We start from the raw sequence: 26,903 nt of genomic DNA, 5'->3' as shown, positions 1-26,903 counted from the left end.
CTAGCCGACGATGGGTTGTTCCTGGGGATAGCGGTAGAGCCGGCGTCGCGTGTTCAGGGCGATCGCCGACCCGAGAGTGAGCGGCCCGACCCGGCCGATGAACATCAGCACGGTCAGGGTCAGTTGACCGCCGGCAGGCAGTTCGCTGGCCAGACCGGTGGACAGGCCGGTGGTGCTGAACGCGGAGGTGACCTCGAACAGGGCCGCGACGAAGCGGACGCCCTCGGTGAGCAGCAGCAACGTCATCGTTCCGAGGGCGATCAGCGCGACGCCGAGCAGTGTCACGGTGACCGCCTGCCGCTGACTGGCGTTCGCCACCCGCCGATGCCCGACCGTCACGTCGGGCTCGCCGCGCAGCTCGGCCCAGATGGTGAATGCCAGCAGGAAGAACGTGGAAACCTTGATGCCTCCGGCCGTGCTGGCACTGCCCCCACCGATGAACATCAGCACGATCAGCAGGGGGTAGCTCTCCTCGTGCAGGGCGGCGATGTTCAGGACGCTGAAGCCGCCGGTGCGGCTCAACGCGATCTGGGTGAACGACGCGAGCATCTTGCCGGGTACGTCGTACTGGCCGATCGTCCTCGCGTTGGTCCACTCGGCGGCAAGCAGACCGGCGAAGCCGATCAGCAGCAGCACCGCGCTGCCCCAGATGGTCAACTTGGTCGACACCGCCCAGTGCGCCGGCTGGCGCCACTCACGGACCGCTTCGAACAGCGCGGGGAACCCGAGCCCTCCGATGATCGTGCCGACCGCCAGGGGCAGCGACACCCACGGGTCGCGGCTGAAGGCCAGCAGACCGTCCGAGTAGAGCGAGAAGCCACCGTTGTTGAAACCCTGCACGGCGTGGAAGACACCCGACCAGAGGGCCCGCCCGGGTGGGTAGTCGTAGGCCAGCCAGAGTCGACCGGCGATCAGTGCCGTCATCACCGCCTCGCAGGCGAAGACGGTCACCGCGATCCGGCGTAGCAGCCGCCCAACATCGCCGACGCCGAATTCCGCCGTCTCAGCCTGCACGAGGAGCCGGTTGCGCAGCCCGAGCTGACTGGAGACCACCAGGATGACCAGTGCCGCGACGGTGAGGATGCCGAGACCGCCGAGCTGGGTGAGCAGGGTGATCACCAGCAGTCCCCAGTCGGACCAGTAGTTGGGCGTGTCGTTGATCGCCATGCCGGTGACCGACACGGCCGAGGTGGCGGTGAAGAGCGCGGTGACCACCGGCGGGCGCTCATGATCGATGGTCGCCCAGCGCGCCATGAGCAACCCGGTACCGAGCAGGATCGGCACCAGGAACGCGAACGGCACCAGCCGCACGGGGTTGCGGAAAAGCCGGCGCACCAGACAATCTTCCTTTTCCGTCCGCCGCTGGGAGCGGGAACGCCCATTCCGGAGATTCACCTCCCGGACAGCCATCGACCAACTGCCGGTCAATCCGAGGAGGTCTGCTGAGGCGGCTTCCCCCGACGACAGGAGACGGCGATGCGACGCACCCTCTCGACCCTGGGCCTGGCCGGCGTACTGCTCGCCGTGGCCGTGCCGACGATGGCCGAAGCCGAACCGGTGACCGACGCGGACCGCTCCCAGGCGAACGACCGACCGATCGTGATCGGCCACCGCGGCGCCAGCGGCTACCGGCCGGAGCACACCCTGGAGGCGTACCGGTTGGCGATCCGGATGGGTGCCGACTACATCGAGCCCGACCTGGTCTCCACCTCCGACGGCGTGCTGGTCGCCCGGCACGAGAACGAAATCTCCGGCACCACCGACGTGGCCGCCCGCCCGGAGTTCGCCACCCGCAAGGCGACGAAGACCATCGACGGCGTCGCGGTGACCGGTTGGTTCACCGAGGACTTCACCCTCGCCGAGTTGAAGACGCTGCGGGCCAAGGAACGGCTTCCGCAGGCACGGGTGCCGAACACCGCCTTCGACGGCCGCTTCGAGGTGCCCACCCTCCAGGAGGTCATCGACCTGGCCCGAGCCGAGGGGCGGGCACGGGGCCGCACCATCGGCATCTACCCGGAGACCAAGCACCCGAGCTACTTCGCCTCGATCGGCCTGCCGCTGGAGGAACCGCTGCTCCGGGTGCTGCGCCACAACAAACTGGACCGGAAGAACTCGCCGGTCTTCATCCAGTCGTTCGAGACGGCCAACCTGCGCCGGTTGAGCCGGCTGACCGACGTCAAGCTGATCCAACTGCTCGACGCCACCGGCCGCCCGTACGACTTCACCGTCGCCGGCGACACCCGCAGCTACCAGGACCTGGCCTCACCCGCCGGCCTGAAGTGGATCGCCGGGTACGCCGACGGCATCGGGGCGAACAAGAATCTGATCGTGCCCCGGGACGCCGCCGGTGCACTGCTCGCCCCGACGAACGTGGTGCGCGACGCGCACCGGGAGCGGCTACTCGTGCACTCCTGGACGTTCCGCGCGGAGAACCAGTTCCTCCCGATGAACTTCCGAATCGGCACCGACCCCAACGCGCGTGGCGACATCACCGCCGAGTACGAACTCTTCCTCGGCCTGGGCCTCGACGGCGTCTTCACCGACCAGCCCGACACCGCCGTCGCCGCCCGCGCCGGCCTCGCCGCCACCGCGCCATAACGCCGATGTAGCGGTGTCCAGCCCGATTGATGCAGCGATACCGCCGACATGGTGTCGATCAAGCGGGGCGGGGCGGCGACGGGGTGGCCGGCGGGGTGTCGATCAAGCGCGGCGGGATGGCGCGGCCCGACACAGACCTCGCGTGGTCCGTGGGGGTTCGGGCCACCGGGAGGGCAGGTCTCCGAGTGGTCGTGCGGCCCGTTGTAACCCCGGGCCACCTCATTCCTGTTACTTGTGTGCTTCCGCCACATAGCTCGTGGGTGACGTCACTTCTAGCGTGAGCCGACACGAAGAAGTTCTCTCCCTCCGAGTCCTCATGTGGAGTCGCAATGACGGTCCGGACGACGCGGCGGGTGTTCCTCTCCGCCGCCACGATGATGGCGGCGGCGCTGGCCGCCACGGCCTGTGGCAGCCCGCAGGACACCGCCACCGGCGGCGGCGACAGTGCCGCGCCGGTCAAGGTCGGCCTGGTGTATTCCCAGTCGGGAGCCCTGGCCAGCTACGGAAAGCAGTACATCGAGGGGTTCAAGGCGGGGCTCGACTTTGCCACCATGGGCACCGGCAAGGTCGGTGACCGCAAGATCGAGTTGACCGAGGTCGACGACGCGGGCGATCCGGCCAAGGCGGTATCCGCCGCGAAGGACCTGATCGGCAAGGGCGCGAAGATCATTGCCGGCTCCACGGCCTCGGGGGTGGCGCTGCAGGTCGCGCCGATCGCGGCGCAGAACAAGGTGCTGTTCATCTCCGGCCCGGCCGCCACCGACGCGGTGACCGGGGCGAACAAGTACACGTTCCGTTCCGGCCGGCAGTCCTACCAGGACGTGGTCACCGCCAAGTCTTTCATCGGCGACCCGGCCGGTAAGAAGGTCGTGGTCTTCGCCCAGGACGGCGCGTTCGGCGACGCCAACGAGGCGGCCGTCAAGACCGTCATCGGCGGCGCGGGCGCAACCGTGAGCAGTGTCCGGGCGCCGGCCAGCGCCACCGAGTTCACCCCGTTCGCCAGCCAGATCAAGGTTGCCAAGCCGGACCTGCTCTTCGTGGCGTGGGCCGGCACCACCGCCCCGGCCATGTGGCAGAGCCTCGACCAGCAGGGCGTGCTCTCGTCCACCACGGTCGTCACCGGCCTGGACATCCGTTCCTCCTGGCCGACCTTCGGTGCCGCCGGCACGAAGATCTCCTTCCTGTCGCACTACTTCGACGGTGCCAGCGACACCGAGGCCAGCAAGGCACTGAAGGCCAAGGTCAGCACCATCGACCTGTTCCACCCGGACGGTTTCGCCGCCGCCCAGATGGTGGTCCGCGCGGTGCAGGAGGGCGGGGACGACGTCGACAAGATGGTCACCGCTCTGGAGGACTGGAGCTTCGATGGGGTCAAGGGCAAGATGACCATCCGGGCCGCCGACCACGCACTGCTTCAGCCGATGTTCCAGGCCAAGCTGACCGGCAGCGGCACCGCGTTCACGGCGACCGCGCAGAAGAGCCTCACCGGTGACGAGACCGCGCCACCGGCCGTGGCGATGAAGGGCTGACCCATGCTCGCCACCCGCGGTCTGACCTGGCGGATCGGTGAGGTCGCCATCGTCGACAGCGTCTACCTCGACCTCGCGCCCGGGGAGTTCCTGGGCGTGATCGGGCCGAACGGCGCCGGCAAGACCTCACTGTTCAACCTGATCACTGGCCTGCGCCGCGCCACGGAGGGTCGGATCATCCTGGACGGGCAGGACATCGGGGCGCTTCCGCCGCACCGGCGGGCCCGCCTCGGGTTGGGCCGTACCTTCCAGGCGTCCTCGGTCTTCGGCTCGCTCAGCGTGCGGGAGAACGTCCGGCTCGCCGTGCAGGCGCACCGCGGGGGCTCGATGGCACTGTGGCGGCGGGCGGCGGCCGACCGGGAGGTCGCCGTCGCCGCCGACACGGCGCTCGACCGGGTCGGTCTCGCCCATCGGGGTACGGCACTGGCCGGCACCCTGGCCCACGGCGAGAAACGCAAGTTGGAGATCGCCCTGCTGCTCGCCGGTGAACCGCGGGTGATGCTGCTGGACGAGCCGATGGCCGGGGTCAGCGCGGAGGACGTGCCCGAGTTGGTGGCCGTCATCAAGTCGTTGACCGGTGACAGCGGCCGGGCGGTGCTGATGGTGGAGCACCACATGGACGTCATCCTCGAACTGGCCGACCGGATCGCCGTCATGCACCACGGCGCACTGCTGGCCTGCGACACCCCGGAGACGGTGATGGGCAACCCCACCGTGCAAGAGGCCTACCTGGGGGAGTCGCTCTGATGGAACCGATCCTCAGTGTGGAGGATTTGTCGGTCCGGATCTCCGGGTTGCACATCCTCCAGGGGGTGTCCTTCACGGTCGCCCCGACCGGCGTGACCGTCCTGCTCGGCCGCAACGGCGTCGGCAAGACCACCACGTTGCGTGCGATCGTCGGCCTCACCCCGCCCGCCGGGGAGGTCCGCGGCACCATCCGGATGGGCGCGCAGAGCCTGTTGGCGCGGCCCACGCACCGGCTGGTCCGCGGTGGGCTCGGCTACGTGCCGGAGGACCGGTGCGTGTTCGCCGGCCTCACCGTCGCCGAGAACCTGCGGCTCGCCGAGCGGCGCGGCACCAGCCCGGCGTACGACAAGGTTTTCGCGCTCTTCCCGGAGCTGGACCGGCGCGGACGGCAACGGGCCGGCTCGCTCTCCGGCGGGCAGCAGCAGATGCTCGCGATCGGTCGGGTGCTGCTCAACGACAACCGGCTGCTGCTGGTCGACGAGCCGACCAAGGGGTTGGCGCCGAAGGTGGTGACCGAGGTGGCCGAGGTGTTGGAACGGGTCGCGGAGTCGGTGCCGGTGTTGCTCGTGGAGCAGAACCTGGCAGTGGTACGCCGGCTGGCCCGCGATGCGGTCGTGCTGGCTGCCGGCAAGGTGGCCTGGACCGGCGATGCCCGCGAGTTGCTGTTGGAAACCGCGCTGACCAAGTCGTTGCTCGGCGTGGGCACCGGCGAGGCGCACCGCCCGGCCGGGTCGGACCGCGCTTCGGTGGCCGGGAAGGACGCGCACTGATGGGCACCGTGATCCTGTTGGCGTTGACCGGGCTCGGCCTGGCGGCGCTGTACTTCCTGGTCGCGTCCGGTCTGTCCCTGGTCTTCGGTCTGGCCGACGTGCTCAACTTCGCGCACGGGCTGTTCCTCGGCGTGGGCGCGTACGGGACCTGGTGGGCGGCGGGCAACCTGCCGGGCGCCGGCCCCGACGGGTTCGGCTTCGTGCTCGCGGTCGCCTTCGGGGTGGCCGCCGGCACGCTGGTGGCGATCCTGGTCGAGCTGGTGCTGATCCGCCCGCTCTACTCCCGCACGATCGAGCAGGTGCTGGTCACCGTCGGTCTGTCCCTGGCCGGGGTGGCGTTGTTGCAGGCCACCTGGGGTGCGGACGCCCGACCGTTCCCGCGCCCGGACTGGACCCGGCAGGTGACCGGGATCCTCGGCGCGCAGGTGCCGAACGGGGGCCTGCTGCTGATCATCGCGGCGGTGCTGGTGCTCGGCGCGATCCTGGCGTTCCTGCGCTGGACCCGGTACGGCCTGGTGATCCGGGCCGGGGTGGAGAACCGGGAGATGGTGACGGCGCTCGGCATCGACGTACGTAAGGCGTTCACTCTGGTCTTCGCGATCGGTGGGGCGGCTGCCGCGCTCGCCGGTGCGCTCGGCGGGGTCTACTTCGGCACTGTCTCGCCGGGGCAGGGCAGCTCATTGCTGATCTTCGCGTTCATCGTGGTGGTGATCGGCGGGATGGGCTCGGTGGTCGGCTCCGCGTACGCGGCGGTCGTGGTCGGGCTGGTGCAGCAGTTCGTGAACTACTACGGAACGTCCGGGCTGGGCGACATCTGCGTGGTCGGTCTGCTCGCCGTGGTGCTGCTGCTGCGCCCGCAGGGCATCGCCGGAAAGGTGGCAACGGCATGACGAACTCCACCCTCGACGCGCCTCCCGCGCGGGTACCCGCCGAGCTGACCCCGCAACGGGGACGGTGGCAGCGTTTGCGCCCGTTCCTGCCGCTGGTCGCGCTGGTCGTCCTCGTGATCCTGCCGTACTCGACGATCTCCCTGCCGGGGATCTTCGAGGGGCCGGTCAACTCGCCCGGCACCCTGCAACTACTCGCCATCTGCCTGATCTTCGGCGGGCTGGCCGCCGGGTACGACCTGCTCTTCGGCCGGACCGGCATGCTCTCCTTCGGGCACGCGCTCTACTTCGCGGCCGGCGTGTACGGCACCGACGTCCTGGTCACCCGGGCCGGCCTCCCGCTGTGGCAGGCGGCGCTGTTGACCATCACCGGCGGCACGATCCTCGCCGCGCTGCTCGGTGCGGTGGCGCTGCGTACCGTGGGCATCGCCTTCGCCATGGTCACGCTGGCCTTCGCGCAGGTGGGGGCGATCCTGGTCGCACGCGACTTCGGTGGGCTCACCGGTGGCGAGGAGGGCCTGCCGCTGGACGTGTCCGGGTTGCCCGCCGGGCTGGTGGGGGTGACGAACACGGTCAACCTGTACTGGCTGGCGCTGGCGTACCTGACGCTTGTGGTCTTCGTGGTGCACCGGGTGAGCGGGTCACCGACCGGTCGGGTGCTCGCCGGGCTGCGCGACGACGAGCGGCGGATCGGTGTCCTCGGGTTGGACCCCTACCGCTACAAGCTGGTGGCGTTCACCCTGGCCGGCGGGCTGGCGTCGACGGGCGGGGTGGTCTATGTCCTGATCGTCGGCGGGGCGTCGCCGCACATCACCTCGTCCGAGCTGACCCTGTCGCTGCTGGTGATGGTGGTGCTCGGCGGGCCGGGCACCCGGTGGGGGCCGGTGCTCGGCGGTGTCCTCTACATGTACCTGGACCATCGGCTCACCGCCTTCGGCACCTCCGACGCGGTCGACAACCTGCCGGCGGTCCTGAGCCGTCCACTGAGCCAGCCGCTGTTCGTCCTGGGCACGGTCTTCATCCTGGCGGTCTATTTCTTCCCAGGAGGCCTGACCAGCCTCGCCCCCCGCCTGTCCCACCTGACCCGCGCCCTCCGCCCCCAACGCACCCCCCCAGGCTGACCCCCCACGGCGACCCCCACCGCGACCCCCGTCGATCATGGGGTTATTGCCGCGACACGCCGCGCCGGATGTCGCTAACTTCATGATCGACGGGGTTCTGTGCAGGGGAGGTCGAGGAGATGGACTCGCGGGTTGCGGTTGTCAGTGGGGGCGGGACCGGGATTGGTGCGGCCGTCGCGCGGGTGCTCGCTTCGGACGGGTACGACGTTCTGATCGTCGGGCGGCGGGCGGACGTGTTGACGGATGCCGCCGCACGCATCTCCTTCGACTGCGGTCGGGCCGACGCCGTCACCGCCGTCACCGCTGACCTGACCGAGTCGCCGCAGCTCGACCGCGTACTCGCCGCGGTCGACGGCCGGACGGTCGACGTGGTGGTCAACAACGCCGGTGGCTATCTGGGCGGAGACACCGGCACGCTGGCCGGGGTCGCCGCGCACTGGCGGGCCAACCTGGACGCCAACGTGCTCACCGCCGTGCTGCTCACCGAGGCGCTTCGGCCCGCCCTGCGCCGCCCGGGCGGCCGGGTGATCCTGGTCAGCTCGATCGCCGCCCAGCGCGGCGGCGCTGGGGCGTACTCGGCGGCGAAGGCCGCCCTGCACGGCTGGGCGTACGACCTGGCCGCACAGCTCGGCCCGGAACAGATCACGGTCAATGTGGTGAGCCCCGGCTATGTCGCGGAAACCGAGTTCTTCGGTGACCGGATGACCGCCGAGGGGCACGCGAAGCGGGTGGCCGCGACCCTGGTCGGGCGGGCCGGGCTGCCGGACGACATCGCCGAGGCCGTCCGCTATCTCGCCAGCCCGGCTGCCGGCTACGTCACCGGCCAGGTCCTCGGTGTCAACGGAGGCTCGGTCCTCGGCCGCTGAGCAGGCACGAGCCCATGGGCGCATGCTCGTGCCCTGAACGACTGAAGGGCGGCGGCCCCCCGTGTGGCCACCGCCCTCCTGCGTCGTGGGTCAGCCGTTCAACATCTCGTACGCCATCTTCGGGGCGTTCGTCACGGCGGCGCCGGCCGGCACGCTGATCTTCGGGGTGGTGCCGTAGTCGGCGTAGGTGACGACGTAGTCGTACGCCTTCGCCTTGCCGGCGGCCGGGATCTTCAGCGTCAGCGAGGTCAGGTGCTTGTCCGCGTCGACGACCGCGGTGAACGGCACCGTCTTGGCAGCTTCGCCGAGCGCCGCCGCCTCGCCCTCCTCCAGCACCTGGGCCGCGTTGCCAGCGCTCACGTCGATGACGCCGACGTACTGGCCGGGGCTCTGCTCCTTGACGGAGGTGGCCGCCTCGATGAGCGGGCCGGCGTTGCCCTGGTCCGCACCGTCGTAGGCCGGGATGGTGCCGCTGTCGGCCAGCTTCGTGCGGTCCAGCTTCATCCACTTGTCCGGGAACTTCGGCAGGCCCGGCTGGCCGCTGAACTTCGCCTTCAACCAGACCTCCTCGCCGATCAGCAGGAACGACATCTTCGTGGTGATGCCGTCGTCCGGCGCGCCAGTGGTGTTGATCTCGACCGCCTTCGAAGCCGGGTCGACCCGTCCGCTGTGCGTGTTGGAGGAGTCCTTGCCACTGAACTGGAACGTCCCCTCGGTGCCGTCCGGGACGGCGTCGAGGAGCGCCTGCTTCGGGTCGACGGTCGGGCTGGCGCTCGGGCCGCTCCGGGGTGCCGAGGCCGGTTCGCTCTTGGGCCCACACCCCCCGAGCAGGGTGGTCGTGGCCAGCATGGCGGCGAACGCGCCGACCGTCCGTCGGATGGTGCTCGCGCTGCCCGTTGCCTGTGTCATCACATTTCTCTTTCTCGCTGCGTGGCTTGTGCCGATGACCATGTTCTCGGCGGGCACGGCGGTACGGCTGCCGATATGCTGCCGTCCGGCTGCCGGGCACTGCCGTCCGGCGATCGTCGGGGGTGTCAGGAGCGGAAATTCGCATGTCAGGAACGCTGCGTTTCGAGATTCTCGGGCCTCAGCGGGCCTGGTACGCCGACCGTGAGATCGACCTCGGTCCCGGCAAGCAGCGTGCGGTGTTGGCCGTGCTGCTGCTCTCCACGGGCCGTCCGGTGGCCACCGGGCAGATCGTCGAGGCGGTCTGGCCGGACGATCCGCCCGCGAACGGCCCCAACGTGGTGCAGAAGTACGTCGCCGGGTTGCGCCGGGTGTTGGAGCCGGACCGCTCGCCGCGTACGCCGGGGCAGGTGTTGAGCCTGACCGATGCCGGCTACCTGCTGCGGGTGGACCCCGAGGTGGTGGACGCGGTCCGTTTCGACCGGGGTGTCCAGGCTGCCCGGCAGCGGCACGCGTCCGGCCGTACGGAGCAGGCGCTGGCCGAGCTGACCGCCGCCCTGGACCTGTGGCGCGGAGAGCCGTTCACCGGCTTCTCCGGGGGAGTGTTCGAGGCCGCCCGGCACCGCCTGGTGGAGTTGCGGGCCGTCGCCCTGGAGACTCGCGCGGAGCTGCAACTGGACAGCGGGCGGCACCGCGAGCTGGTCGGCGAGTTGGTCGAGTTGGTGGCCGAGTTCCCGGTCCGGGAGCGGCTGCGCCACCAGTACATGCTGGCGCTGTACCGCAGCGGACGGCAGGCCGAGGCGTTGGCCGCGTACCGGGACATCGACAGCCTGCTCCGGGAGGAATACGGCATCGGGCCCGGCGAGGCGCTCCGCGAGTTGCACGGGCGGATCCTGCGCGCCGACCCGACCCTCACCGCCGGTGTCCCGGAAACGGGATGGCCCGCTTCGGCTTCCGCCGCGCGGCAGGCGGTGAGCAGGGTGCCCCTGGTGCCGGCGCAACCGTCCGCCGCTTCACCTCCGGCTGCCCCGACCCCCGACCCGACCGTCCCACCCCCCGCTGCACCAGCCGCCTCGGACCACGCGTCGCCCCCGCCGCCCCAGGCCGCCGCCCCGCCGCTTCACGCGCCGCCCCCGCCGCCCCAGGCCGCCGCCCCGCCGCTTCACGCGCCGCCCCCGCCGCCCCAGGCGGCCGTCCCGCCGTACGCGGATCTCCCCTCGCCGCGGTACCCCGCGTTGGACGGTCTGCCCGCCGGTCCGCCTTCCCCGTTCGGGGTCGACCAGCCGCGCCGGGAGCGGCACCCGCTGCCGACGTGGGTGAGCACCACGGCCACCGTCGCCGGCACCCTCCTGCCGCTGCTGTCGTTCGGCACGCTGACCTGGCTGGTGATGCTGGCGTACGCGGTGCGGCGGCGCAGTGGGCGGCTCGGCCTTGCGGCCCTCGGCTATCTCGTCACCGCGACGGTGCTGGTCTTCATGATGGCCACCGACGATCTCGAGACGGAGGACTCGGCGGCCGAGGCGTTCTTCTGGCTCGGCGTGCTCAGTCTCTGCTGGCTGGTGGGCGCCGCGCACGTGGTCCTGCTCAACCGATGGGTCTGGGGGCGCTTCACCGGGCGGCGGCTCGTGGCCCAGGCGCGCGAAGAGGAGCTCCGGGTGCGCCGCCAGCAGGCGCGGAACCTGCTGCACCGCTACCCATCGGCGCGTTACGAGTTCGCGATCGGCCGACCGGATCTGGCCCGCGCCTTCGATGACGGTGGGCTCATCGACGTCAACGCCGTACCCGACCAGGTGCTCGCCACACTGCCCGGGCTCACCGAAGCGCAACGCCGGCAGGTGGCGATGGACCGGTGGGTACGCGGCCCGTACGCGTCGATGGAGGAATTGGCCGCGCGCTGCCCGTTGCCGCTCGCGACTATCGATGCGCTCCGCGGCGTCCTGCTCTTCCTACCGCCGCCCGCCCCGCCCGCCGCCCGCCCCGCCGCGATGGAGGCGGGGCCAGCCGAGCCCCGCTGATCGTGGGGGTTCACCGGCGAGGGCTGGTAGAAATGCCGGATGAGCCACGATCGAGCAGCGGTACGGGAGCGGGCCGAGGCGGTGCTGCGCCGGCTGGCCGGCGATCACGCCCGGCTGCGGGAGGATCAGTGGCGGGCAATCGAGGCACTGGTCGTCGACCGGCGCCGGGTGCTCTGCGTGCAACGGACCGGTTGGGGCAAGTCGGCTGTCTACTTCGTGGCCACCGCCCTGCTGCGCGAGCGCGGCGAGCACGGCCCGACCGTCATCGTTTCGCCGCTGTTGGCGCTGATGCGCAACCAGGTCGAGGCGGCTGCCCGGGCCGGCATCCGGGCTCGCACGATCAACTCGGCGAACCTCGACGAGTGGGACGAGATCACCGCCGAGATCCAGACCGGTGCGGTGGACGTGCTGCTGATCAGCCCGGAGCGGCTCAACAACCCGGACTTCCGCGACGGTGTGCTGCCGAAGCTGGCCGCGACCACCGGGCTGCTGGTCGTCGACGAGGCGCACTGCGTCTCCGACTGGGGGCACGACTTCCGGCCCGACTACCGACGCCTGCGGACGTTCCTCGCCGAGCTGCCCGAGCGCACCCCCGTGCTGGCGACCACCGCCACCGCGAACGCCCGGGTCACCCAGGACGTCGCGGAGCAGTTGGGCGACGCTCTCATCCTGCGCGGCACCCTGGACCGCGAGTCGCTGCGCCTCGGCGTGCTCGACCTGCCCAGCCCGGCGCACCGGCTGGCCTGGCTCGCCGACCACCTCGACCAGCTGCCCGGCTCGGGCATCGTCTACACGCTGACCGTGGCGGCAGCGGGGGAGACGGCCGAGTTCCTGCGCTCCCGGGGCTACCCGGTGGCCTCGTACACCGGTCAGGTCGAGGACGCCGACCGGCGAGCCGCCGAGCAGGACCTGCTCGACAACAAGATCAAGGCGTTGGTCGCCACCAGCGCCCTCGGCATGGGCTTCGACAAGCCTGACCTGGGCTTCGTCGTTCACCTCGGCGCGCCGCCCTCGCCGATCGCGTACTACCAGCAGGTCGGCCGCGCCGGCCGTGCAGTCGAGCACGCGGAGGTGCTGCTGCTGCCCGGGGCGGAGGACGCGGCGATCTGGCGCTACTTCGCCTCGCTGGCGTTCCCGCCGGAGCAGCAGGTGCGTGCCGTGCTGGCCGCCCTGCACACCGACCGCCCGCTCAGCACCCAGGCCCTCGAACCTCTCGTCGACCTGCGCCGGGCCCGGTTAGAGCTGATGCTCAAGGTGCTCGACGTGGACGGCGCGGTCCGCCGGGTGCGCGGTGGTTGGCTCGCCACCGGTGAGCCCTGGGTCTACGACGATGCCCGGTTGCGGCGCGTCGCCGAGGCACGCACCGTCGAGCAACAGGCCATGCGGGAGTACGCGACCACGACCGACTGCCGGATGCGGTATCTACGGGAACGCCTGGACGACACCGGGGCAACCGACTGCGGCCGGTGCGACAGGTGCGCCGACCCACTCTTCTCCGGAGACGTGTCGACGGCCGCGCTCGCCGCCGCGCAGACCTTCCTGGGCCGCCCCGGCGTGGAGATCGCGCCGAAGAAGCTCTGGCCGACCGGGCTCGACGCGGTGGGCGTACCCCTCAAGGGCCGGATCGCCCCCGGGGAGCAGGCACTGCCGGGCCGGGCCGTCGGGCGCCTCTCCGACCTGGGCTGGGGTGGTCGGCTGCGCGATCTCGTCGGCCCGGAGGCGCCAGACGCACCGCTGCCCGACGACGTCGCCGGTGCGGTGGTGGAGGTGCTGAAGGCGTGGGCGCACGGTGACGACCCGTGGCCGCGCCGGCCGGTGGCGGTCGTCGCGGTCGGCTCGCGGCGACGGCCCCGGCTGGTCGGGTCGCTCGCCGAGCGGATCGCCGCCGTGGGCCGGTTGCCGATTCTCGGCGAGGTCACCCCGGCCGGTCCGGGCGGCCCCGGCGGGCCGCGCGGCAACAGCGCCCAACGGGTACGCGCGCTGCACGACACCTTCACCGTCCCAGCCGACCTGGCCGACGCACTCGCCGGACTGGACGGTCCGGTGCTGCTCGTCGACGACCTGATCGACTCGGGCTGGACGATGACGCTGGTAGCCCGGGCACTGCGCCGGGCCGGCGCACCCGACGTGCTCCCACTCGCCCTCGCGGTGGCCGGCTGACTCCCTGCCGGTCGCGGTGGCCGGCTGACTCGCTGCCGCACGCGGTGGCCGGTTGACCCGCTGCCGGTCGCGGTGGCCTGCTGGCTCGCTGCCGCTCGCGGCGGTCAGGGTCGGATGGCCGTGCTGCTCGCACCTGTGACCCCAGCCTCGTCCGGTCGGGCGGGAAAGTTCCCGGGCGCCGCCGAATGCGACGGGCGCCACGCCGTCCGGGCGTCGGCCTGGACAAGCCCACCGCGGCGGTACCGTGGGCGGCATGACCGACCAGCACCCCTCCGCCGTGCCGGTGGTGTCTGACGAGGTCTCCGCCGTGCTGGCGGCGTCTGACCAGGTCCCCGCCGCGCCGGCGGCGCTGGACGAGGTCTCTGCCGCGCCGGATCGGAGCACACTCCGGCTGGCGCTGGTGGTCGGTGGGCTGGTGCTGGCGGTCCTGCTCGGTTTCGGCCTCGGCCGGTTGAACACCAACGGCGCCGCCACGGGCAGCCCCTCGGTGGCAGCCGGGCACACCGACCCGCCGGGCATCGGGCCGCACAACCACGGCACCGCCACGAGCACCGATCAGGGCGCGCCGACCGAGCCAGGTGGTCTGGCGGTCAGCTCGGCCGGGTTCACCCTGGCCCCCCTCGGCACCGAGTTCGTGGCCGGTCGCCCCGGTCAACTCCGCTTCCAGGTGCGCGACGTGCAACGTCGGCCGGTCACCCGATTCGCGATCGTGCACGACAAGCCGATGCACCTCATCGTCGTCCGCCGGGACCTGACCGGCTACCAGCATCTGCACCCGACCATGGCCACGGACGGCACCTGGTCGGTGCCGTTGACCCTCCCGCAGTCCGGTGTCTGGCGCGCGTACGCCGACTTCACCGTCGTCGCCGACAACGGCGCGCAGACGGCGGTGACTCTCGGCACGGACCTGGTCGCACCGGGCGGCTACCAGCCGCGCCCGCTGCCGGATCCGGCCACCTCGACGACCGTGGACCGGTTCACCGTCGGCTACCAGGGCACCCCGCAGGCCGGAGCGACCGTGCCGCTGACCTTCCGGGTCGACGGCGCTGGCGGTGCCGCCCCGCTGGAGCGTTACCTCGGGGCGTACGGGCACCTGGTGGCGTTACGCGAAGGCGACCTCGGCTACCTGCACGTGCACCCGGAGCCGGAGCTGGTCGACGGCCAGGTCAAGTTCTGGCTGACCACCACGGGCCCCGGCCGCTACCGCCTCTACTTCGACTTCCAGGTGGGGGCCGACGTCCACACCGCCGAATTCACCCTCATCGTCCCCTGAGCCGGTCGACTCAGCCGGCGCGGCGGATGGGGCGGCGGGCCAGGTAGCGGAGCAGATCGCGGATGTGGTGCTTCTCCTCGGCGGGGACCGTCGGGTCGGCCAGCCGATCCAGGATGGCGCGGACGTCCGCCTCGACCGGGCCGTCGTCATGGCGTCGGCGGGGCGCGGGGCCGGCGTCGGGCAGCCCGAGCGCGCGGAACGCGGCAGCGACCGGCAGGTCCAGTGCGGCGCAGAAGCCGCGCACCTTGGCCAACTCGGGATAGTCCTGCCAGTCACCGGCCAGCCAGCGAAACACGGTGGAGCGGCCCACGCCCGTGTGTGCGGCGAGATCGGTCACGGTCCAGCCACGTTCGTCGCGAGCATCGTCGATGGCGCGCCGAACGAAGCGGGCGAAGGCCATCTGCGGTGATGTGTCGGCGGATCCCATCCCTGTGTGTCTGTTCCTCCCTGCCGGGCACTGGGACGATACGCCTTCCGAGGGTAGTACCCCCGGGGCCGGAAACAACTGACTGATCGCACAAACTGTCCCGCCGGCGGGACTTCGCATCCGTCAGGGTGTATGCCGACCAGAACCGTTCGCCTGCCGTGTTCGACCGCCACCCCGAGGAGCACCATGGCCGAAACGAGCCGTCCCCAGCCGTACCAGCCCGGTGCGGTGAGCCTCTTCTTCGTCGCCAAGGCCGGCGTCTTCGCTGCCACGTTCTGGATCTGGTTGCTGATCCTGGTGCTCCGCACCGACTCGGCGACCGGCCTCCAGGTGCTCGCAGCCACCGGCGCCATCACCACCACGCTGCTGGGCGTGGTGCTCGGCGCCCGGATGGCGCTGCAGCACAACGCCGCCATCCGGCACGCGGAAGTGAAGAAGCTGCTGGTCGACATCTCCTGGAACGCCTTCACCGCCGCCGGCAACGCCGACAGCACGGGCAAGGTGGTGCCGTTCCCGACCCCCCAGGGCGACGCCGACTGGGCCGGCCAGCGCAGCGGTGGCGACCGGGTGACGGTCCTCGACGGTGGTGCCGGCGAGCGCAACAGTGGTCGGGATCGCGGCGAGAGGCGTCGCTAGCCGCAGCCCCGAGGCCGACTAGGCCGCCGGCTGCTGGTCGGTCGGCTGCTCGCCGGCGGCCAGCAGCGTCTCCAACCGGGGTGTGACCTGCCACTGGTTTACCAGCTCGCGATACTCCGCGCGCTGCGGCTCGGTTGCCGCCGCGCCGGTACGGCGGGCGCGGATCAGCAGGTTACGTGGCGTGTGCTGGGAGTCCACGAACTCCACCACCTCGGCCCGATATCCGTGCACCCGCAGCAGCCCGGCCCGCAGCGCATCGGTGAGCACGTCGGCGAAGCGCTCGCGCAGGATGCCCTGCCGGGTCAGCAGCTCGTACGGGGCCGGGGCGGGGTGAGCGCGGAGCTGCTTCGCCAGGTCGTGGTGGCAACACGGCGCGGCCAGCACCCAGCGGGCCTCCCAGCGCACCGCGCGGGCCAGCGCCTCGTCGGTGGCGGTGTCGCAGGCGTGCAGTGCCAGCACCAGGTCGGGGGCGGGGTCGACGACAGCGTCGGCGATCGTGCCGGCCACGAAACTGACCTGGTCGGCCCAGCCCAGCCGCTGCGCCAGCTCGGTGTTGCGCCGCCGCTGGTCCTCCCGGACGTCCACACCGATCAGCTGGACGTCGAGCCCGCGACTCGTCAGATAGCGGTACGCGGCGAACGTCAGGTACGCGTTGCCGCAACCCAGATCGACCACCCGCAGCGGACCGGTCAGCTCGTCGGGCAGGGTCGCGGCCAGGGCACGCAGGAACGCGTCCACCTGCCGGCGTTTGGCCGCCGAGCCGCCGATCTCGGCGAAGATCGGGTCACCCGGGTCGAGCAGGTATTCCTTCGTCCGGTCATTCCCACCCGTCGTAGCCGCCGGGCGGGACGTCGCGGCACGGTGCACCTGCGCCTCGCCGGATTTGGTCACCCGCAGTTGCAGCGTCGCGTCGGTCGTCTCGACGTGCCAGTTGCCGAACGGTTCGGCCAGTAGCTCGTCGATGGCCTGGACCGTCTCCGGACCGAGGGCGACATTGCGGGTGTACGGGCGCGTGCCGTCGGAGGTGGCGATCTGCAGCCGCGGGCCGGCCTTGAGCGTCACCGGCCGCAGTTCGGCCCGAATCACCACGGGATGGCGCCCACGGCGTCGTCCGGCGGCGACCGCTCGGGTCAGCGCGGGGTCGAGCAGCAACGCCCGAACTTCGGTCAGGGCGGCGTCCAGTGGTTCCGGCATCGTTCCATTTTCGGCAGGTGGGGTGGGAAGGGAACATCCCCCGTACCGCGCGAGGCGGTGCGGGGGATGTCAGGTGTGGCTGGTGGTCAGTCCGCGGTCGCCTCGGCCGGCGTACCCGCGTCGGAACCGCCACCACGGCGGCGCCGACGGCGGCGCGGCTTCGACGGCTCGCCGTCGGACGCGACGGCCGGCTCGGCGGGACCGGCGTCGGCGGAGATCACCGCGGTCGGCTCGCCCACGACCGCATCGCCGGCCCGGCGGCGACGCCGGCGGCGCGGGGTACGGGTGCCTTCCTCGGCGGCGTCGCCGACGGGCGCCTCGGCGACGGCCGGCGTGCCGGCGTCGGAGCGGTCACGACGGCTGTCGCCCCGACCACGGCGCTCGCCCCGACCCTCACCGCGGCCTTCGCCCCGGCTCTCACCGCGTCGGCCGCCCCGAGGGCCGCTGTCGCCCCGACGGGAGCGGGTCGTCCCACCCAGATCCTCTTCGATCTCGGCGGACAGCCCGGCCCGGGTGCGCTCGGCAGTAGGCAGCGTGCCACTGACCTCGGTGGAGATGTGCAGGTCGGTGTAGAGGTGCGGCGACGTGTGGTACGTCTCCGGCGGCTCGGGCATCTCCAGACCGAGGGTCTTGTCGATGATCCGCCAGCGCGGCATGTCGTCCCAGTCGACGAAGGTCACCGCGACACCCGTCGCGCCCGCCCGGCCGGTACGGCCGATGCGGTGGGTGTAGGTGTCCTGGTCTTCCGGGCAGTCGTAGTTGATGACGTGGGTGACGCCGGTGACGTCCAGCCCTCGGGCCGCCACGTCGGTGGCGACCAGAATGTCGATCTTGCCGGCCCGGAAGGCCCGCAGCGCCCGCTCGCGGGCACCCTGGCCGAGGTCACCGTGCACCGCGGCGACCGCGAACCCGCGGAAGTCGAGGTCCTCGGCAACCCGGTCGGCGGCCCGCTTGGTGCGGGTGAAGATCATGGTCAATCCGCGCCCCTCGGCCTGGAGGATGCGCGCCACCACCTCGACCTTGTTCATCGAGTGGGTGCGGTAGACCAGCTGCTGGGTCTGCGGCGACGGGCCGGTCTCGGCGGTGTGCCCGGCGTGGATCGTCATCGGCTGACGCAGGAAACGCCGCGACAGGGTGACGATCGGGTCCGGCATGGTGGCCGAGAAGAGCATCGTCTGGCGGTCTTCCGGGAGCATTGCCAGGATCTTCTCGACGTCGTCGAGGAAGCCCAGGTCGAGCATCCGGTCGGCCTCGTCGAGGACGAGTGCGTGCACCCGGTCCAGTCGGAGGTGCTTCTGCTTCTGCAGGTCCATCAGCCGGCCGGGGGTGCCGACCAGGATCTCCACGCCCTTGCGCAGCGCGTCGATCTGCGGCTCGTACGCCACGCCGCCGTAGATCGGCAGCACCCGGACGCCTCGCGTCCGGCCGGCGGCGGCCAGGTCCTTGGCGACCTGGATGCCCAGCTCACGGGTGGGGACGACGACCAGTGCCTGGGGGACGCCGTCGCTGCCCTCGCCCGGCGCGAAGACCCGGTCGAGCAGTGGGACGCCGAAGCCGAGGGTCTTGCCGGTGCCGGTGGGCGCCTGACCGATCAGGTCGACGCCGCGCAGCGCGATCGGGATTGCGTACTCCTGGATGGCGAAGGCGCGGGTGATGCCCGCCGCGGCCAGGGCCTCGACGGTCTCGGCACGGGCGCCGAGTGCGGCGAACGTGGGGGCCTCCGGTCGAACCGGGGCAGTGGGGGCCAGTTCCTGGCCGTCCATCAAATCTTGAGTCAGCTCGCTCATGTGGATGTGGGGGTGCCCTCTCGTGGGTGCGCCCGTCATGTCCTCAGGGCGCTATCGGTGTGACGCGGGCCACACGGTCGGCGGCAGACTGCCGAGCCGGACCGGGCCGCACGCGCGCCGCGGGCTGAGCTTCGATCAGATCGGCGCCCACGGCAACTGCTCCATGCTACCTGAACAGGCATGGCCCCGTCCCGATTCCCGGCCGGCCAGGTGCCACGCGGGGGCGGCGATTGTGATCTGAGTCACACGATCGCAGAGGGCGGTGACGCGAAAACCGACGACTTCATCCGAGCGTCACCGGTGTGCTGGAAGTGCCGAGGTGCGGACCGAGCGGGCCACACGCACCCCGCGCACTGCGCCACGGCCGGCTCGGGCCGGCCGTGCCTGGCTGCCCGGGAGGCCCGCTGCCGCGCACACCACGCGGGTGGCCGTCGGGATGGAGAAGCGACCACCCCGGGCGAGCGGGGCCCCCGGTGCCGGCCTGCGGCAGGTGGGTCAACGCCGACCTGCCGCGATGGCCGGACCGGTCAGCGGACGGTGAAACCGACCGACCGGGGCGACGCCTCGGCGATCTCGACGTAGGCGACCTTCTCGACCGGAACGATGACCCGTCGGCCCTTCTCGTCGGTCAGGGAGAGCGTGCCGCCGTTGCCGGCGAAGGCGTCGGTCACGATCTGCTCGATCTCGGCCGGCGACTGAGCGCTGTCCAGTACCAGCTCACGCGGCGCGTACTGCACGCCGATCTTGACCTCCACTGTGCCTCCTCAACTGGGGCGAAAGAACCGCCCTGCGAAGGCTATCCGATCACGGGGTCGGTGGTCAGGCTGACTCACCTTGCAGCGGGAAGCTCGCGATGCCCCGCCAGGACAGCGCGGCCACCAACGCCTCGGCCTCGGCCTTCGGCACCTGTCGGCCACCGGCCAGCCAGAACTGCGCGGCCGTCTCCGCCGCGCCGACCAACCCGGAGGCGAGCAACTCGGCGTGCGCCCGGCTCACCCCGGTGTCCGAGATGATGGTGTCGGTGATCGCCGCGATGCAGCCCTGCTCGACCCGCTCCACCCGCTGCCGCACCGCCGGGTCGTTCCGCAGATCCGACTCGAAGACGAGGCGGAACGCCTCGCTCTCGTGATCGACGAAGTCGAAGTAGGCCCGCACCGAGGCGCCGACCCGTTCCTTGTTGTCGATGGTGCCGCGCATCGCGTCGTGCACTTTAGCGACGATGGCGTCACAGTGCGTGTCGAGCAGCGCCAGGTAGAGATCCATCTTTCCGGGAAAGTGTTGATAGAGCACCGGCTTCGAGACCCCGGCCCGCTCGGCGATGTCGTCCATCGCGGCGGCGTGGTAGCCCTGCGCGACGAACACCTCCTGCGCCGCAGCGAGAAGCTGCTTTCGGCGCGCGGAGCGGGGCAGGCGGGTGGGCCGGCCAGCGGTCTGTGCACCGTTCCCCGCAGCGGTCATGGGATCCTCCGAGTTCTCCGTACGAGCCGGCATTTTCCCCCCAGACCGGGCGAAGCCCGCGACCCCCGTCGTGGAAATGGCCCGCCGCTGTAACTTATCGCCACTCTCGGCACACGGTAGCCTCAGCGAGGGCGACCAAGGAGCGCGCGGTGAGTGAAACAGGGCAACCCGGAGCCGCCACCCCGGGAGAGCACGGTGACGGAGCGGGTCAGCACGACGACCCGGGCCGTCCCGTCAGCGGGTGGGCGCCCCCGGCGGGTGGGTGGCCCCGAGCCGCCGATCGTGCGGATGCCCGGGACGAGGCGCCACACTGGCAACCCGACCCCGCGTCCGGCTGGCGCACCTCTTCCACCCGACATGGCGATCTGCCGCCGCCCCTGGTCGGGCAGCCGGCTGACCTCGATCCGCCGACCCGCGCCAACGGTCACCACACCAACGGCACGCACCACCCGGACGACACCAACGGTGTCCGGCGTCCGGGTCTCGAACCACCCGCAGGGCGCTTGACGCCGGTGAGCGCGCCGCCCGGGCTGCCCGCGGAGGGCCGGCCCGAGGCGACCAGCGACCGGCTGGTGGTGCCCGCCCAACGTCCCGTACCTCCGCTGGAACAGGGGGGCGGCGAGCCCGACACGGGCCCCGCCAAACGCTCCACCGCCGATCCAGCCGCCGCCCACCGCGCTCGCTGGGGCGAGCCTGGATTGCCCACCTCGGCGCCGCCGGCCGTCCAGGTGCCGCCCGTCGGCACCGCCGCGTCGGGCTTCGAGGTGCCGCCCGGCTTCCACGCGCCGACCGGCGAGCGGCTGGCCGCCGACGAGCCACCGGCCGGGCCACGCGACTGGCGGGACCCGCTCCCACCGGAGCGTCCGGGACCGTCCGGGCACTCCGACGCGACCGACCCGGGTCGCGCCGCCGACAGCTCCCGGCCAGGAGAATCCCGCCGTGCCGGTGACGCGCCTCGTGCCGGAGAATCGTCGGCCATCGAGCCGGACTGGCCGGGGCCGAGCTGGAACCGGCCGAGCTGGGGTGGCGGATGGGCCCCGCCCTGGTCCCGTCAGGACGACGAGCCGGCTGGCGCCGCAGCCCGGGACGAGTCCGCGCCAGGCTGGGACGCCGAGCCCCACCAGCCGTACGAGCCGGTGCGCGCCGAGCAGTCCCAGCCCTACGACTTCGCCCGGGGTGAGTCCCCGTCGGATGCCGGGCCGGTGCGCCCCGCCGAACCAACCAGCGCGCCGCCGTCCGACCGTCCTGCCTGGGCCGCACCGGCAGCCGTTCCGCCCGCCGATCGCCCGTTGCGGGCAACCGACGCGGACCCGTCCCCCACGAGTGGGCCGCCGGTGTCGTCGTCAGGTCTGACACCACCGGTCGTCGAGCGCCCCGCCTGGGCCGGTGGCCCGACGCCGACCAGCGGCCCGCCCGCCGACCGGCCATCCTGGGCCGGATCAGAGGCGACCAGCGCACCCCGCCTCGATCGGCCGTCCTGGGCTGGCGGAGCCGACTCCGAGCCGACCAGCGTTCCGCCGGTCCGGCCGTCGTGGGCCGGTGGGTCCGAGGCGTCGACCAGCGTTCCGCCGGTCCGGCCGTCGTGGGCCGGTGGGTCCGAGGCGTCGACCAGCGTTCCGCCGGTCCGGCCGTCGTGGGCCGGTGGGTCCGAGGCGTCGACCAGTGTCCCGCCGGTCCGGCCGTCGTGGGCCGGTGGGTCCGAGGCGTCGACCAGTGTCCCGTCGGTCCGGCCGTCCTGGGCTGGGGGTTCCGATCCGGCGCCAACCAGTTCCCCGCCGACGCGCCCCTCCTGGGCCGCCAACCCGGCCTCAGCCGACGGGCCACCTGCCGCGCCGTCCGTCCCGCCAGTCGCGCCACCTGCCGCGCCAGCCGCGCCGCCTGTCCCGCCAGCCGAGCCACCCGCCGCGCCATCCGCGCCACCCCCGGCGCCGGCCGGGCCACCCCTCACGGTGGCCGACGCGCCACCTGCTCCGGCAGGCCCGCCCCTGGTGGCGGAGCGCCCCTCCTGGGTGAGCGGTGCGTCCACCACCGCGGCGAGCGCCTCCCGTGCCGAGCGGCCGGACTGGTCCGAGGGCCGCATCCCCGCGGCCTCTGCGGAGCGCCCGTCGTGGCCGGCAAGCCAGTCGGCCAGCCGGCCCCTCGGGGGCGACGCGGGGGAGACGCCCGGTGTGCCACGGCCCGAGATCCGGCCGGCCGCACCGTTCCGGCTCCGGCCGGCGGCACCCGAATCGCCCGGGCTGTCTCCCGTCGATCCACCGCGCGCACCCGCGCCGATGAGCACGGCGTCGTCCGCCGATGACAGGGCGTCCTCCAGCGGAGCGGTCCCGCCTCCCGCCACGAACGGGCCCGGTCGCCGTGACCGGCCCGCACCCGCGTCCACCTCCCCCTACGCGGCTCGCCGATCCGCCACCGACCGGACGCCGCCGACCGACCCGGCCGACGACGTCCGACAACCGGACCTGAGCGCGGTGGTGTTGCCGCAGCGCGTCCCCGCGGAACCGGACGTGCCCGTCGTGCCGGAGCCGCCAGCCGTGGAGCCACCCGCCGAAACCCCGGAACTCGCCCGCATCGCCACCCACCTCCGCCGTGACGACGAGCCAGCCCCACTGCGGGAGCGCCCCGAGGGGTTCGACGTCAACGCCATCCTGGACGCCGTCCGGGAGGTCGCCGGTGTCCGCGACGCGGCGCTGCGCCGCACCCCGGCAGGGGCGCACAGTCTGCGACTGGACCTGGCCGACGGCGCCGACCCGGCCGAGGTGAGCCGACAGGTGGCCCGGCTGCTTCAGGAGCGGATGGGGCTGGCCGCCGCCCCACAGAACGTGCCCGGCCTGCCCACCACGCCACCCCCGCCGGTTCGCCGTCGCGTGGCCGAGCCCCGATCTGCCGAGCCCCGATCTGCCGAGCGGCGTACCGCGGAGCCCCAGGGCGCAACCCCGCGCGATGCCGGTGCCGACCCGCGTACCCGTGAGGTCCGGGCGGCCGAGTCGACGGCGGTCGGTCGTCCGTCAGGTGGTCGGGCGGAGGCCACACCGGTAGACCGCGAGCAGTGGACCGGCACGGACACCTCGCGCCGGCGCCGGTCGAACGCGCCGCACCGGGGTCGCGCCACCGTCGAGGAACCGGGATCGGTCTCCGCCGCCCCGGCCGGTGCCGCAACCGGCAGCCCGGCGACGCTCGGCACGTCGTACTCCGGTGGTCAGGTGACCACGACGGAGTCGGCGCCGTCCCGACCGCTGGACACCGGCGGCACGCCGGGTCCGCGGGTGGTCATCGACCATGTGCAGGTCAGCACCTTCGGCCTGGACGCCAACGTGGAGGTCCGGCTGCTGGCCGACGGCGACAGCGCCTCCGGGTACGCCACCGGCCCGGCCGTGGACGGCTACGTGCTGCGGCTCTGCGCGGTGGCGGCGGCCGCCGCGGTCGACGAGTTGCTGCGTGGCGCCGAGAACGCCGAGCGGGGGCGCTGCTTCGTCGAGCACGCGGCGGTGGTGCCGTTCGGCAACTGCGAGGTGGCCACCGTGGTGGTGCTGCTCGTCTGTGAGGGCTGGGTCGAGCAGCTCGCCGGTTCGGCTCTGGTCGCCGGTGATCCGCGGCAGGCGGTGGTCCGGGCGACGCTCGCGGCGGTGAATCGTCGGCTGGAGGCGCTGCTGTCCTGAGTGGGCCGGGGCAGACTGTATTGATGAAACGCGCCACCCTCTGGCCGGACCATCTGCTCCCCGATGACCGGGTCCCGCCGCCGTGGCCGGGCCGGGAGGTCCGCCTCGACGGCTTGGTCACGTACGTGCGGGACACCCCGGCCACCGCCGCCGGTGCGGAGCCGGCGCTGTACGTGCACGGGCTGGGTGGGTCGTCGCAGAACTGGACCGACCTGGCCGGGCTGCTCGCCGACCGGCTGGACGGTCAGGCCATCGATCTGCCCGGTTTCGGCCGCAGCGAGCCGGGCCCCCGCTACACCATCCCGGCCTTCGCGGATCTGGTCGTCCGCTGGATCGAGCACTCCGGTCGGGGCCCCGTGCACCTGTTCGGCAACTCGTTGGGCGGCGCGGTCGCGGTCCAGGTCGCCGGGCTCCGGCCCGACCTGGTCCGTACCCTCACGCTGATCTCCCCGGCGCTGCCGTTCCTGGATTTCCGCCGCTCCCTGCAGGGGCGGATGCTGCCGGTACTCGCCATTCCACGGGGTGAACGGCTGGTCGCCCGACGGCTCACCCAGCTCGCCCCGGAGGTGATGGCCCAGCAGGTGTTGGAGGCCTGCGTCGCCGACCTCAGCCGGATCTGCGAGCAGCGCCGGGCTGAGGCGCTGGAGGAGATCCGGGTGCGCTACGAGGCGGAGCATTACGCCGCCGCGTACGTCCGGACGTTCCGCGGGCTGGTCTCCAGCTTCCTGCGGGCGTATCTGCCGGGGTCGGGTTCGCTGTGGCGCCTCGCCGCGTCGGTGCGTGCACCGACCCTGGTGGTGGGCGGTCGACAGGATCGTCTGGTCGACGTGCGGGTCGCGCCGCAGACCGCCCGGGTCATCCGGGACAGCCGGTTGATGATGCTCGACGGCGTCGGTCATGTGGCGCAGCTGGAGGTGCCCCGCCTGGTTGCCCGGGCGGTGGTCGGCCTGCTCGCCGAAACGGGGGACACCGTCGGGAGGTCTGATCTGGCAGGCTGAGCTGGATGCCCAGCTCAGCCCCCCTCCCCGGTCGCCGTCAGCGACGCTTCGCGCTGTTCGCCCAACTGGTGGCGGTGGTGTTGGCGGTCTGCGCGGTGGTGACCGTGATCGCCGAGGGGCCGGGTGGACATCCCGCTGCCGACCAGTTGGCCGCCGAGGAGCTCGCGCCGTTGCCGCCGCTGGTGGCCGCGCCGTTGCCGCCGTCGGCCAGTCCGTCGCCCTCCGCCTCGGTCCCGTCCAGCCCGCCACCGGTGCTGCGGGTGTCGGGCGCGGTCCCGAGTGCCGGCACGGGGACGTTCGGCTACGACGCGCGTTCCGGCCCGGTGCTGGGCCGGGCGGGTGAGCTGCGGCGTTACCGGGTCGCGGTGGAGTCGGGCAGCAACGAGGGCGCCGCGGACTTCGCGCAGGCGGTCCAGGTGGCGCTCGCCGGGCCGGGCAGCTGGGTCGACAGCGGCAGACTGCGGCTGCAGCAGGTGCCGGGGGACGCGCCCCGCGACTTCACCGTCTACCTGGCCACCGCCCGCACGGCGGGTCGGATGTGCGCCGATGGTGGGGTGGACATCCGCATCGGGGGTCGGCCGTACACGTCCTGCCGGGCGCCGGGCCAGGTGATCATCAATCTGGATCGGTGGCGGCTGTCCGTGCCGCACTTCGTCTCGGCCGGCGTGCCGCTGGCGGTCTACCGGACGTACGTGGTCAACCACGAGGTGGGTCACCAGCTCGGGCACCGGCACGAGCGCTGCCCGGGTGCCGGCCGGCCGGCACCGGTGATGATGCAGCAGACGCTCTTCCTCAACGGGTGCCGGGTCAACCCGTGGCCGTACCTCGACGGGCGTCGGTACGCCGGCCCTGCCCTCTGAACGACCACCGACACGCCGGCCGTCTAGCCCTCCGTCAGACGGCTTGCGTCAATAGCGGCAAAAACGGGGAAATGCCCGAATAATCTGGCACGCTCGACGTCATGACGCCGTCGTCCCCTTACGGCCCACCCGCGCCGCCCGACCCGTCGGGCCGGCCGGTGCACGGGGGTGCGCGTCCCGAGATCGTCCGGATGCACCGGCGACGTCGCCGCAGTCTGCTGCTCGGCCTGCTCGTGCTCGCCGCCGCCACCGTCGTGACGCTGAACCGGGGCGGCGAGCCGCCAGCCGAGCCTCCTGCCGCAAACCAGGCCGAGATGGGGCACGGCGGAGGGGCACCCGCGCACCCGGCGCCCACCAGTTACCCGTCGGTCGGAGCGGGACGGTTCACCGTGGCCGACGGCGAGACAGCCGTGCACGGCACGGACGGGCCGCTGCGCCGTTACCGGGTCACTGTCGAACGCGGCACCGGCCAGGACGCAGACGCATTCGCCGCCAAGGTGGACGAGGTGCTGACCGACCCGCGCAGTTGGATCGCCTCCGACGAACTGCGGGTGCAACGGGTGACCGATGCCGGCGCCGCCGACTTCACCATCTACCTCGCCACCCCGGTCACGTCCGAGCGGATGTGCGCCGAGGGTGGGCTGACCACCGAGCGCTACACCTCCTGCCGCCTGCCCGGCCAGGTCATCATCAACCTGGCCCGCTGGATGGAGGCGGTCCCCGACTACGGCGCGCCGCTGGACACCTACCGCACCTACGTGATCAACCATGAGGTGGGCCACGAGTTCGGCGAGGAGCACGAGGCCTGCCCTGGCCCGGGAGAGGCTGCTCCGGTGATGCAACAGCAGACGTACGGACTGAACGGCTGCCTCGCCAACGCCTGGCCCTACCTCGACGGCCGTCGCTATGCGGGTGACATCGTCCCCTGATCGACCGGGTCGTCGGTTATTCCCGCTCCCGCATCGCGGACCAGTGTCGTCCCTCATGGCCGAGTGGGGCTCCCGCGAGCGACAAT

Annotated in this window: 21 protein-coding genes and 1 pseudogene; 15 read left to right on the top strand and 7 right to left on the bottom strand. The window is 72.4% G+C overall.

Features of this window, described 5'->3' with window-relative positions:
- The gene (locus tag JOD64_RS11330) at window positions 1–1,335 is read right to left on the bottom strand and encodes a TrkH family potassium uptake protein (RefSeq protein WP_204942190.1); all 1,335 of its coding nucleotides are present in this window, start codon (window positions 1,333–1,335) and stop codon (window positions 1–3) included.
- 141 nt (window positions 1,336–1,476) lie between these two features.
- Between JOD64_RS11330 and JOD64_RS11325 the strand changes: the two genes are divergently transcribed.
- The 7 genes from JOD64_RS11325 to JOD64_RS11295 all read left to right on the top strand — a co-directional run bounded on the left by JOD64_RS11325 (window position 1,477) and on the right by JOD64_RS11295 (window position 8,518).
- Window positions 1,477–2,598, top strand: coding sequence for a glycerophosphodiester phosphodiesterase (locus JOD64_RS11325; RefSeq protein WP_204942189.1), 1,122 nt, complete (start codon window positions 1,477–1,479; stop codon window positions 2,596–2,598).
- A gap of 329 nt (window positions 2,599–2,927) precedes the next feature.
- On the top strand, window positions 2,928–4,127 hold the full coding sequence (locus tag JOD64_RS11320) for a substrate-binding domain-containing protein (protein ID WP_204942188.1): 1,200 nt from the start codon (window positions 2,928–2,930) through the stop codon (window positions 4,125–4,127).
- A 3-nt stretch (window positions 4,128–4,130) separates the two neighbouring features.
- Window positions 4,131–4,874 (top strand): ABC transporter ATP-binding protein, encoded by a 744-nt coding sequence (locus JOD64_RS11315; protein ID WP_204942187.1) that lies wholly within the window; start codon window positions 4,131–4,133, stop codon window positions 4,872–4,874.
- Window positions 4,874–5,644: an ABC transporter ATP-binding protein gene (locus JOD64_RS11310; protein ID WP_204942186.1), complete on the top strand. Its 771-nt coding sequence runs from the start codon at window positions 4,874–4,876 to the stop codon at window positions 5,642–5,644. The genes JOD64_RS11315 and JOD64_RS11310 overlap by 1 nt, the downstream gene beginning before the upstream one ends.
- The gene (locus JOD64_RS11305; RefSeq protein WP_088987511.1) at window positions 5,644–6,534 is read left to right on the top strand and encodes a branched-chain amino acid ABC transporter permease; all 891 of its coding nucleotides are present in this window, start codon (window positions 5,644–5,646) and stop codon (window positions 6,532–6,534) included. Before JOD64_RS11310 ends, JOD64_RS11305 begins: the two co-directional genes overlap by 1 nt.
- On the top strand, window positions 6,531–7,652 hold the full coding sequence (locus JOD64_RS11300; protein ID WP_204942185.1) for a branched-chain amino acid ABC transporter permease: 1,122 nt from the start codon (window positions 6,531–6,533) through the stop codon (window positions 7,650–7,652). The genes JOD64_RS11305 and JOD64_RS11300 overlap by 4 nt, the downstream gene beginning before the upstream one ends.
- A 119-nt stretch (window positions 7,653–7,771) precedes the next feature.
- Complete coding sequence (locus tag JOD64_RS11295) at window positions 7,772–8,518, top strand: SDR family NAD(P)-dependent oxidoreductase (RefSeq protein ID WP_204942184.1); 747 nt, start codon at window positions 7,772–7,774, stop codon at window positions 8,516–8,518.
- A 90-nt stretch (window positions 8,519–8,608) separates the two neighbouring features.
- Here JOD64_RS11295 and JOD64_RS11290 read toward each other — a convergent pair whose 3' ends face one another.
- A complete protein-coding gene (locus tag JOD64_RS11290; RefSeq protein ID WP_204942183.1) occupies window positions 8,609–9,427 on the bottom strand; it encodes a hypothetical protein in 819 nt (272 codons plus the stop codon).
- A gap of 143 nt (window positions 9,428–9,570) precedes the next feature.
- Here JOD64_RS11290 and JOD64_RS11285 point away from each other — a divergent pair, with 143 nt between their 5' ends.
- The 3 genes from JOD64_RS11285 to JOD64_RS11275 all read left to right on the top strand — a co-directional run bounded on the left by JOD64_RS11285 (window position 9,571) and on the right by JOD64_RS11275 (window position 14,872).
- Window positions 9,571–11,439, top strand: a complete 1,869-nt coding sequence (locus JOD64_RS11285; RefSeq protein ID WP_204942182.1) for an AfsR/SARP family transcriptional regulator — start codon at window positions 9,571–9,573, stop codon at window positions 11,437–11,439.
- A 39-nt stretch (window positions 11,440–11,478) separates the two neighbouring features.
- Window positions 11,479–13,599, top strand: coding sequence for a RecQ family ATP-dependent DNA helicase (locus tag JOD64_RS11280; protein ID WP_204942181.1), 2,121 nt, complete (start codon window positions 11,479–11,481; stop codon window positions 13,597–13,599).
- Between the two features lie 253 nt (window positions 13,600–13,852).
- The gene (locus JOD64_RS11275; RefSeq protein ID WP_239559477.1) at window positions 13,853–14,872 is read left to right on the top strand and encodes a DUF8832 domain-containing protein; all 1,020 of its coding nucleotides are present in this window, start codon (window positions 13,853–13,855) and stop codon (window positions 14,870–14,872) included.
- Between the two features lie 10 nt (window positions 14,873–14,882).
- Here the strand turns inward: JOD64_RS11275 and JOD64_RS11270 are convergent, their stop codons facing one another.
- Complete coding sequence (locus tag JOD64_RS11270; protein WP_204942180.1) at window positions 14,883–15,299, bottom strand: helix-turn-helix domain-containing protein; 417 nt, start codon at window positions 15,297–15,299, stop codon at window positions 14,883–14,885.
- Window positions 15,300–15,485: 186 nt separating this feature from the next.
- On the opposite strand from JOD64_RS11270, the gene JOD64_RS11265 reads away from it, so the two are divergent.
- Window positions 15,486–15,935: a hypothetical protein gene (locus tag JOD64_RS11265; RefSeq protein WP_204942179.1), complete on the top strand. Its 450-nt coding sequence runs from the start codon at window positions 15,486–15,488 to the stop codon at window positions 15,933–15,935.
- A gap of 18 nt (window positions 15,936–15,953) precedes the next feature.
- On the opposite strand, the gene JOD64_RS11260 is transcribed toward JOD64_RS11265, so the two are convergent.
- The 4 genes from JOD64_RS11260 to JOD64_RS11245 form a co-directional block, all read right to left on the bottom strand.
- On the bottom strand, window positions 15,954–17,129 hold the full coding sequence (locus JOD64_RS11260) for a class I SAM-dependent methyltransferase (protein WP_204942178.1): 1,176 nt from the start codon (window positions 17,127–17,129) through the stop codon (window positions 15,954–15,956).
- Window positions 17,130–17,215: 86 nt separating this feature from the next.
- Window positions 17,216–18,916, bottom strand: a complete 1,701-nt coding sequence (locus JOD64_RS11255; protein WP_204942177.1) for a DEAD/DEAH box helicase — start codon at window positions 18,914–18,916, stop codon at window positions 17,216–17,218.
- Between the two features lie 527 nt (window positions 18,917–19,443).
- A complete protein-coding gene (locus JOD64_RS11250; RefSeq protein WP_110563159.1) occupies window positions 19,444–19,671 on the bottom strand; it encodes a DUF3107 domain-containing protein in 228 nt (75 codons plus the stop codon).
- Between the two features lie 64 nt (window positions 19,672–19,735).
- Window positions 19,736–20,374, bottom strand: a complete 639-nt coding sequence (locus JOD64_RS11245; protein ID WP_204942176.1) for a TetR/AcrR family transcriptional regulator — start codon at window positions 20,372–20,374, stop codon at window positions 19,736–19,738.
- A gap of 1,964 nt (window positions 20,375–22,338) precedes the next feature.
- Between JOD64_RS11245 and JOD64_RS11240 the strand changes: the two are divergent.
- The 4 genes and pseudogenes from JOD64_RS11240 to JOD64_RS11225 all read left to right on the top strand — a co-directional run.
- Window positions 22,339–24,030: pseudogene (locus JOD64_RS11240) on the top strand (hypothetical protein); the annotation flags it as partial.
- A gap of 23 nt (window positions 24,031–24,053) precedes the next feature.
- A complete protein-coding gene (locus JOD64_RS11235) occupies window positions 24,054–25,028 on the top strand; it encodes an alpha/beta fold hydrolase (protein WP_204942175.1) in 975 nt (324 codons plus the stop codon).
- 5 nt (window positions 25,029–25,033) lie between these two features.
- The gene (locus tag JOD64_RS11230) at window positions 25,034–25,888 is read left to right on the top strand and encodes a DUF3152 domain-containing protein (RefSeq protein WP_204942174.1); all 855 of its coding nucleotides are present in this window, start codon (window positions 25,034–25,036) and stop codon (window positions 25,886–25,888) included.
- A 101-nt stretch (window positions 25,889–25,989) separates the two neighbouring features.
- The gene (locus JOD64_RS11225; protein WP_204942173.1) at window positions 25,990–26,817 is read left to right on the top strand and encodes a DUF3152 domain-containing protein; all 828 of its coding nucleotides are present in this window, start codon (window positions 25,990–25,992) and stop codon (window positions 26,815–26,817) included.
- The last annotated feature ends 86 nt before the right edge of the window (window positions 26,818–26,903 follow it).

It is taken from the genome of Micromonospora luteifusca, from assembly GCF_016907275.1.
In the GTDB taxonomy this organism is placed as follows: domain Bacteria; phylum Actinomycetota; class Actinomycetes; order Mycobacteriales; family Micromonosporaceae; genus Micromonospora; species Micromonospora luteifusca.
Note: the sequence above shows the minus strand (reverse complement) of the source record. Positions and strands in the feature narration are given on the sequence as shown.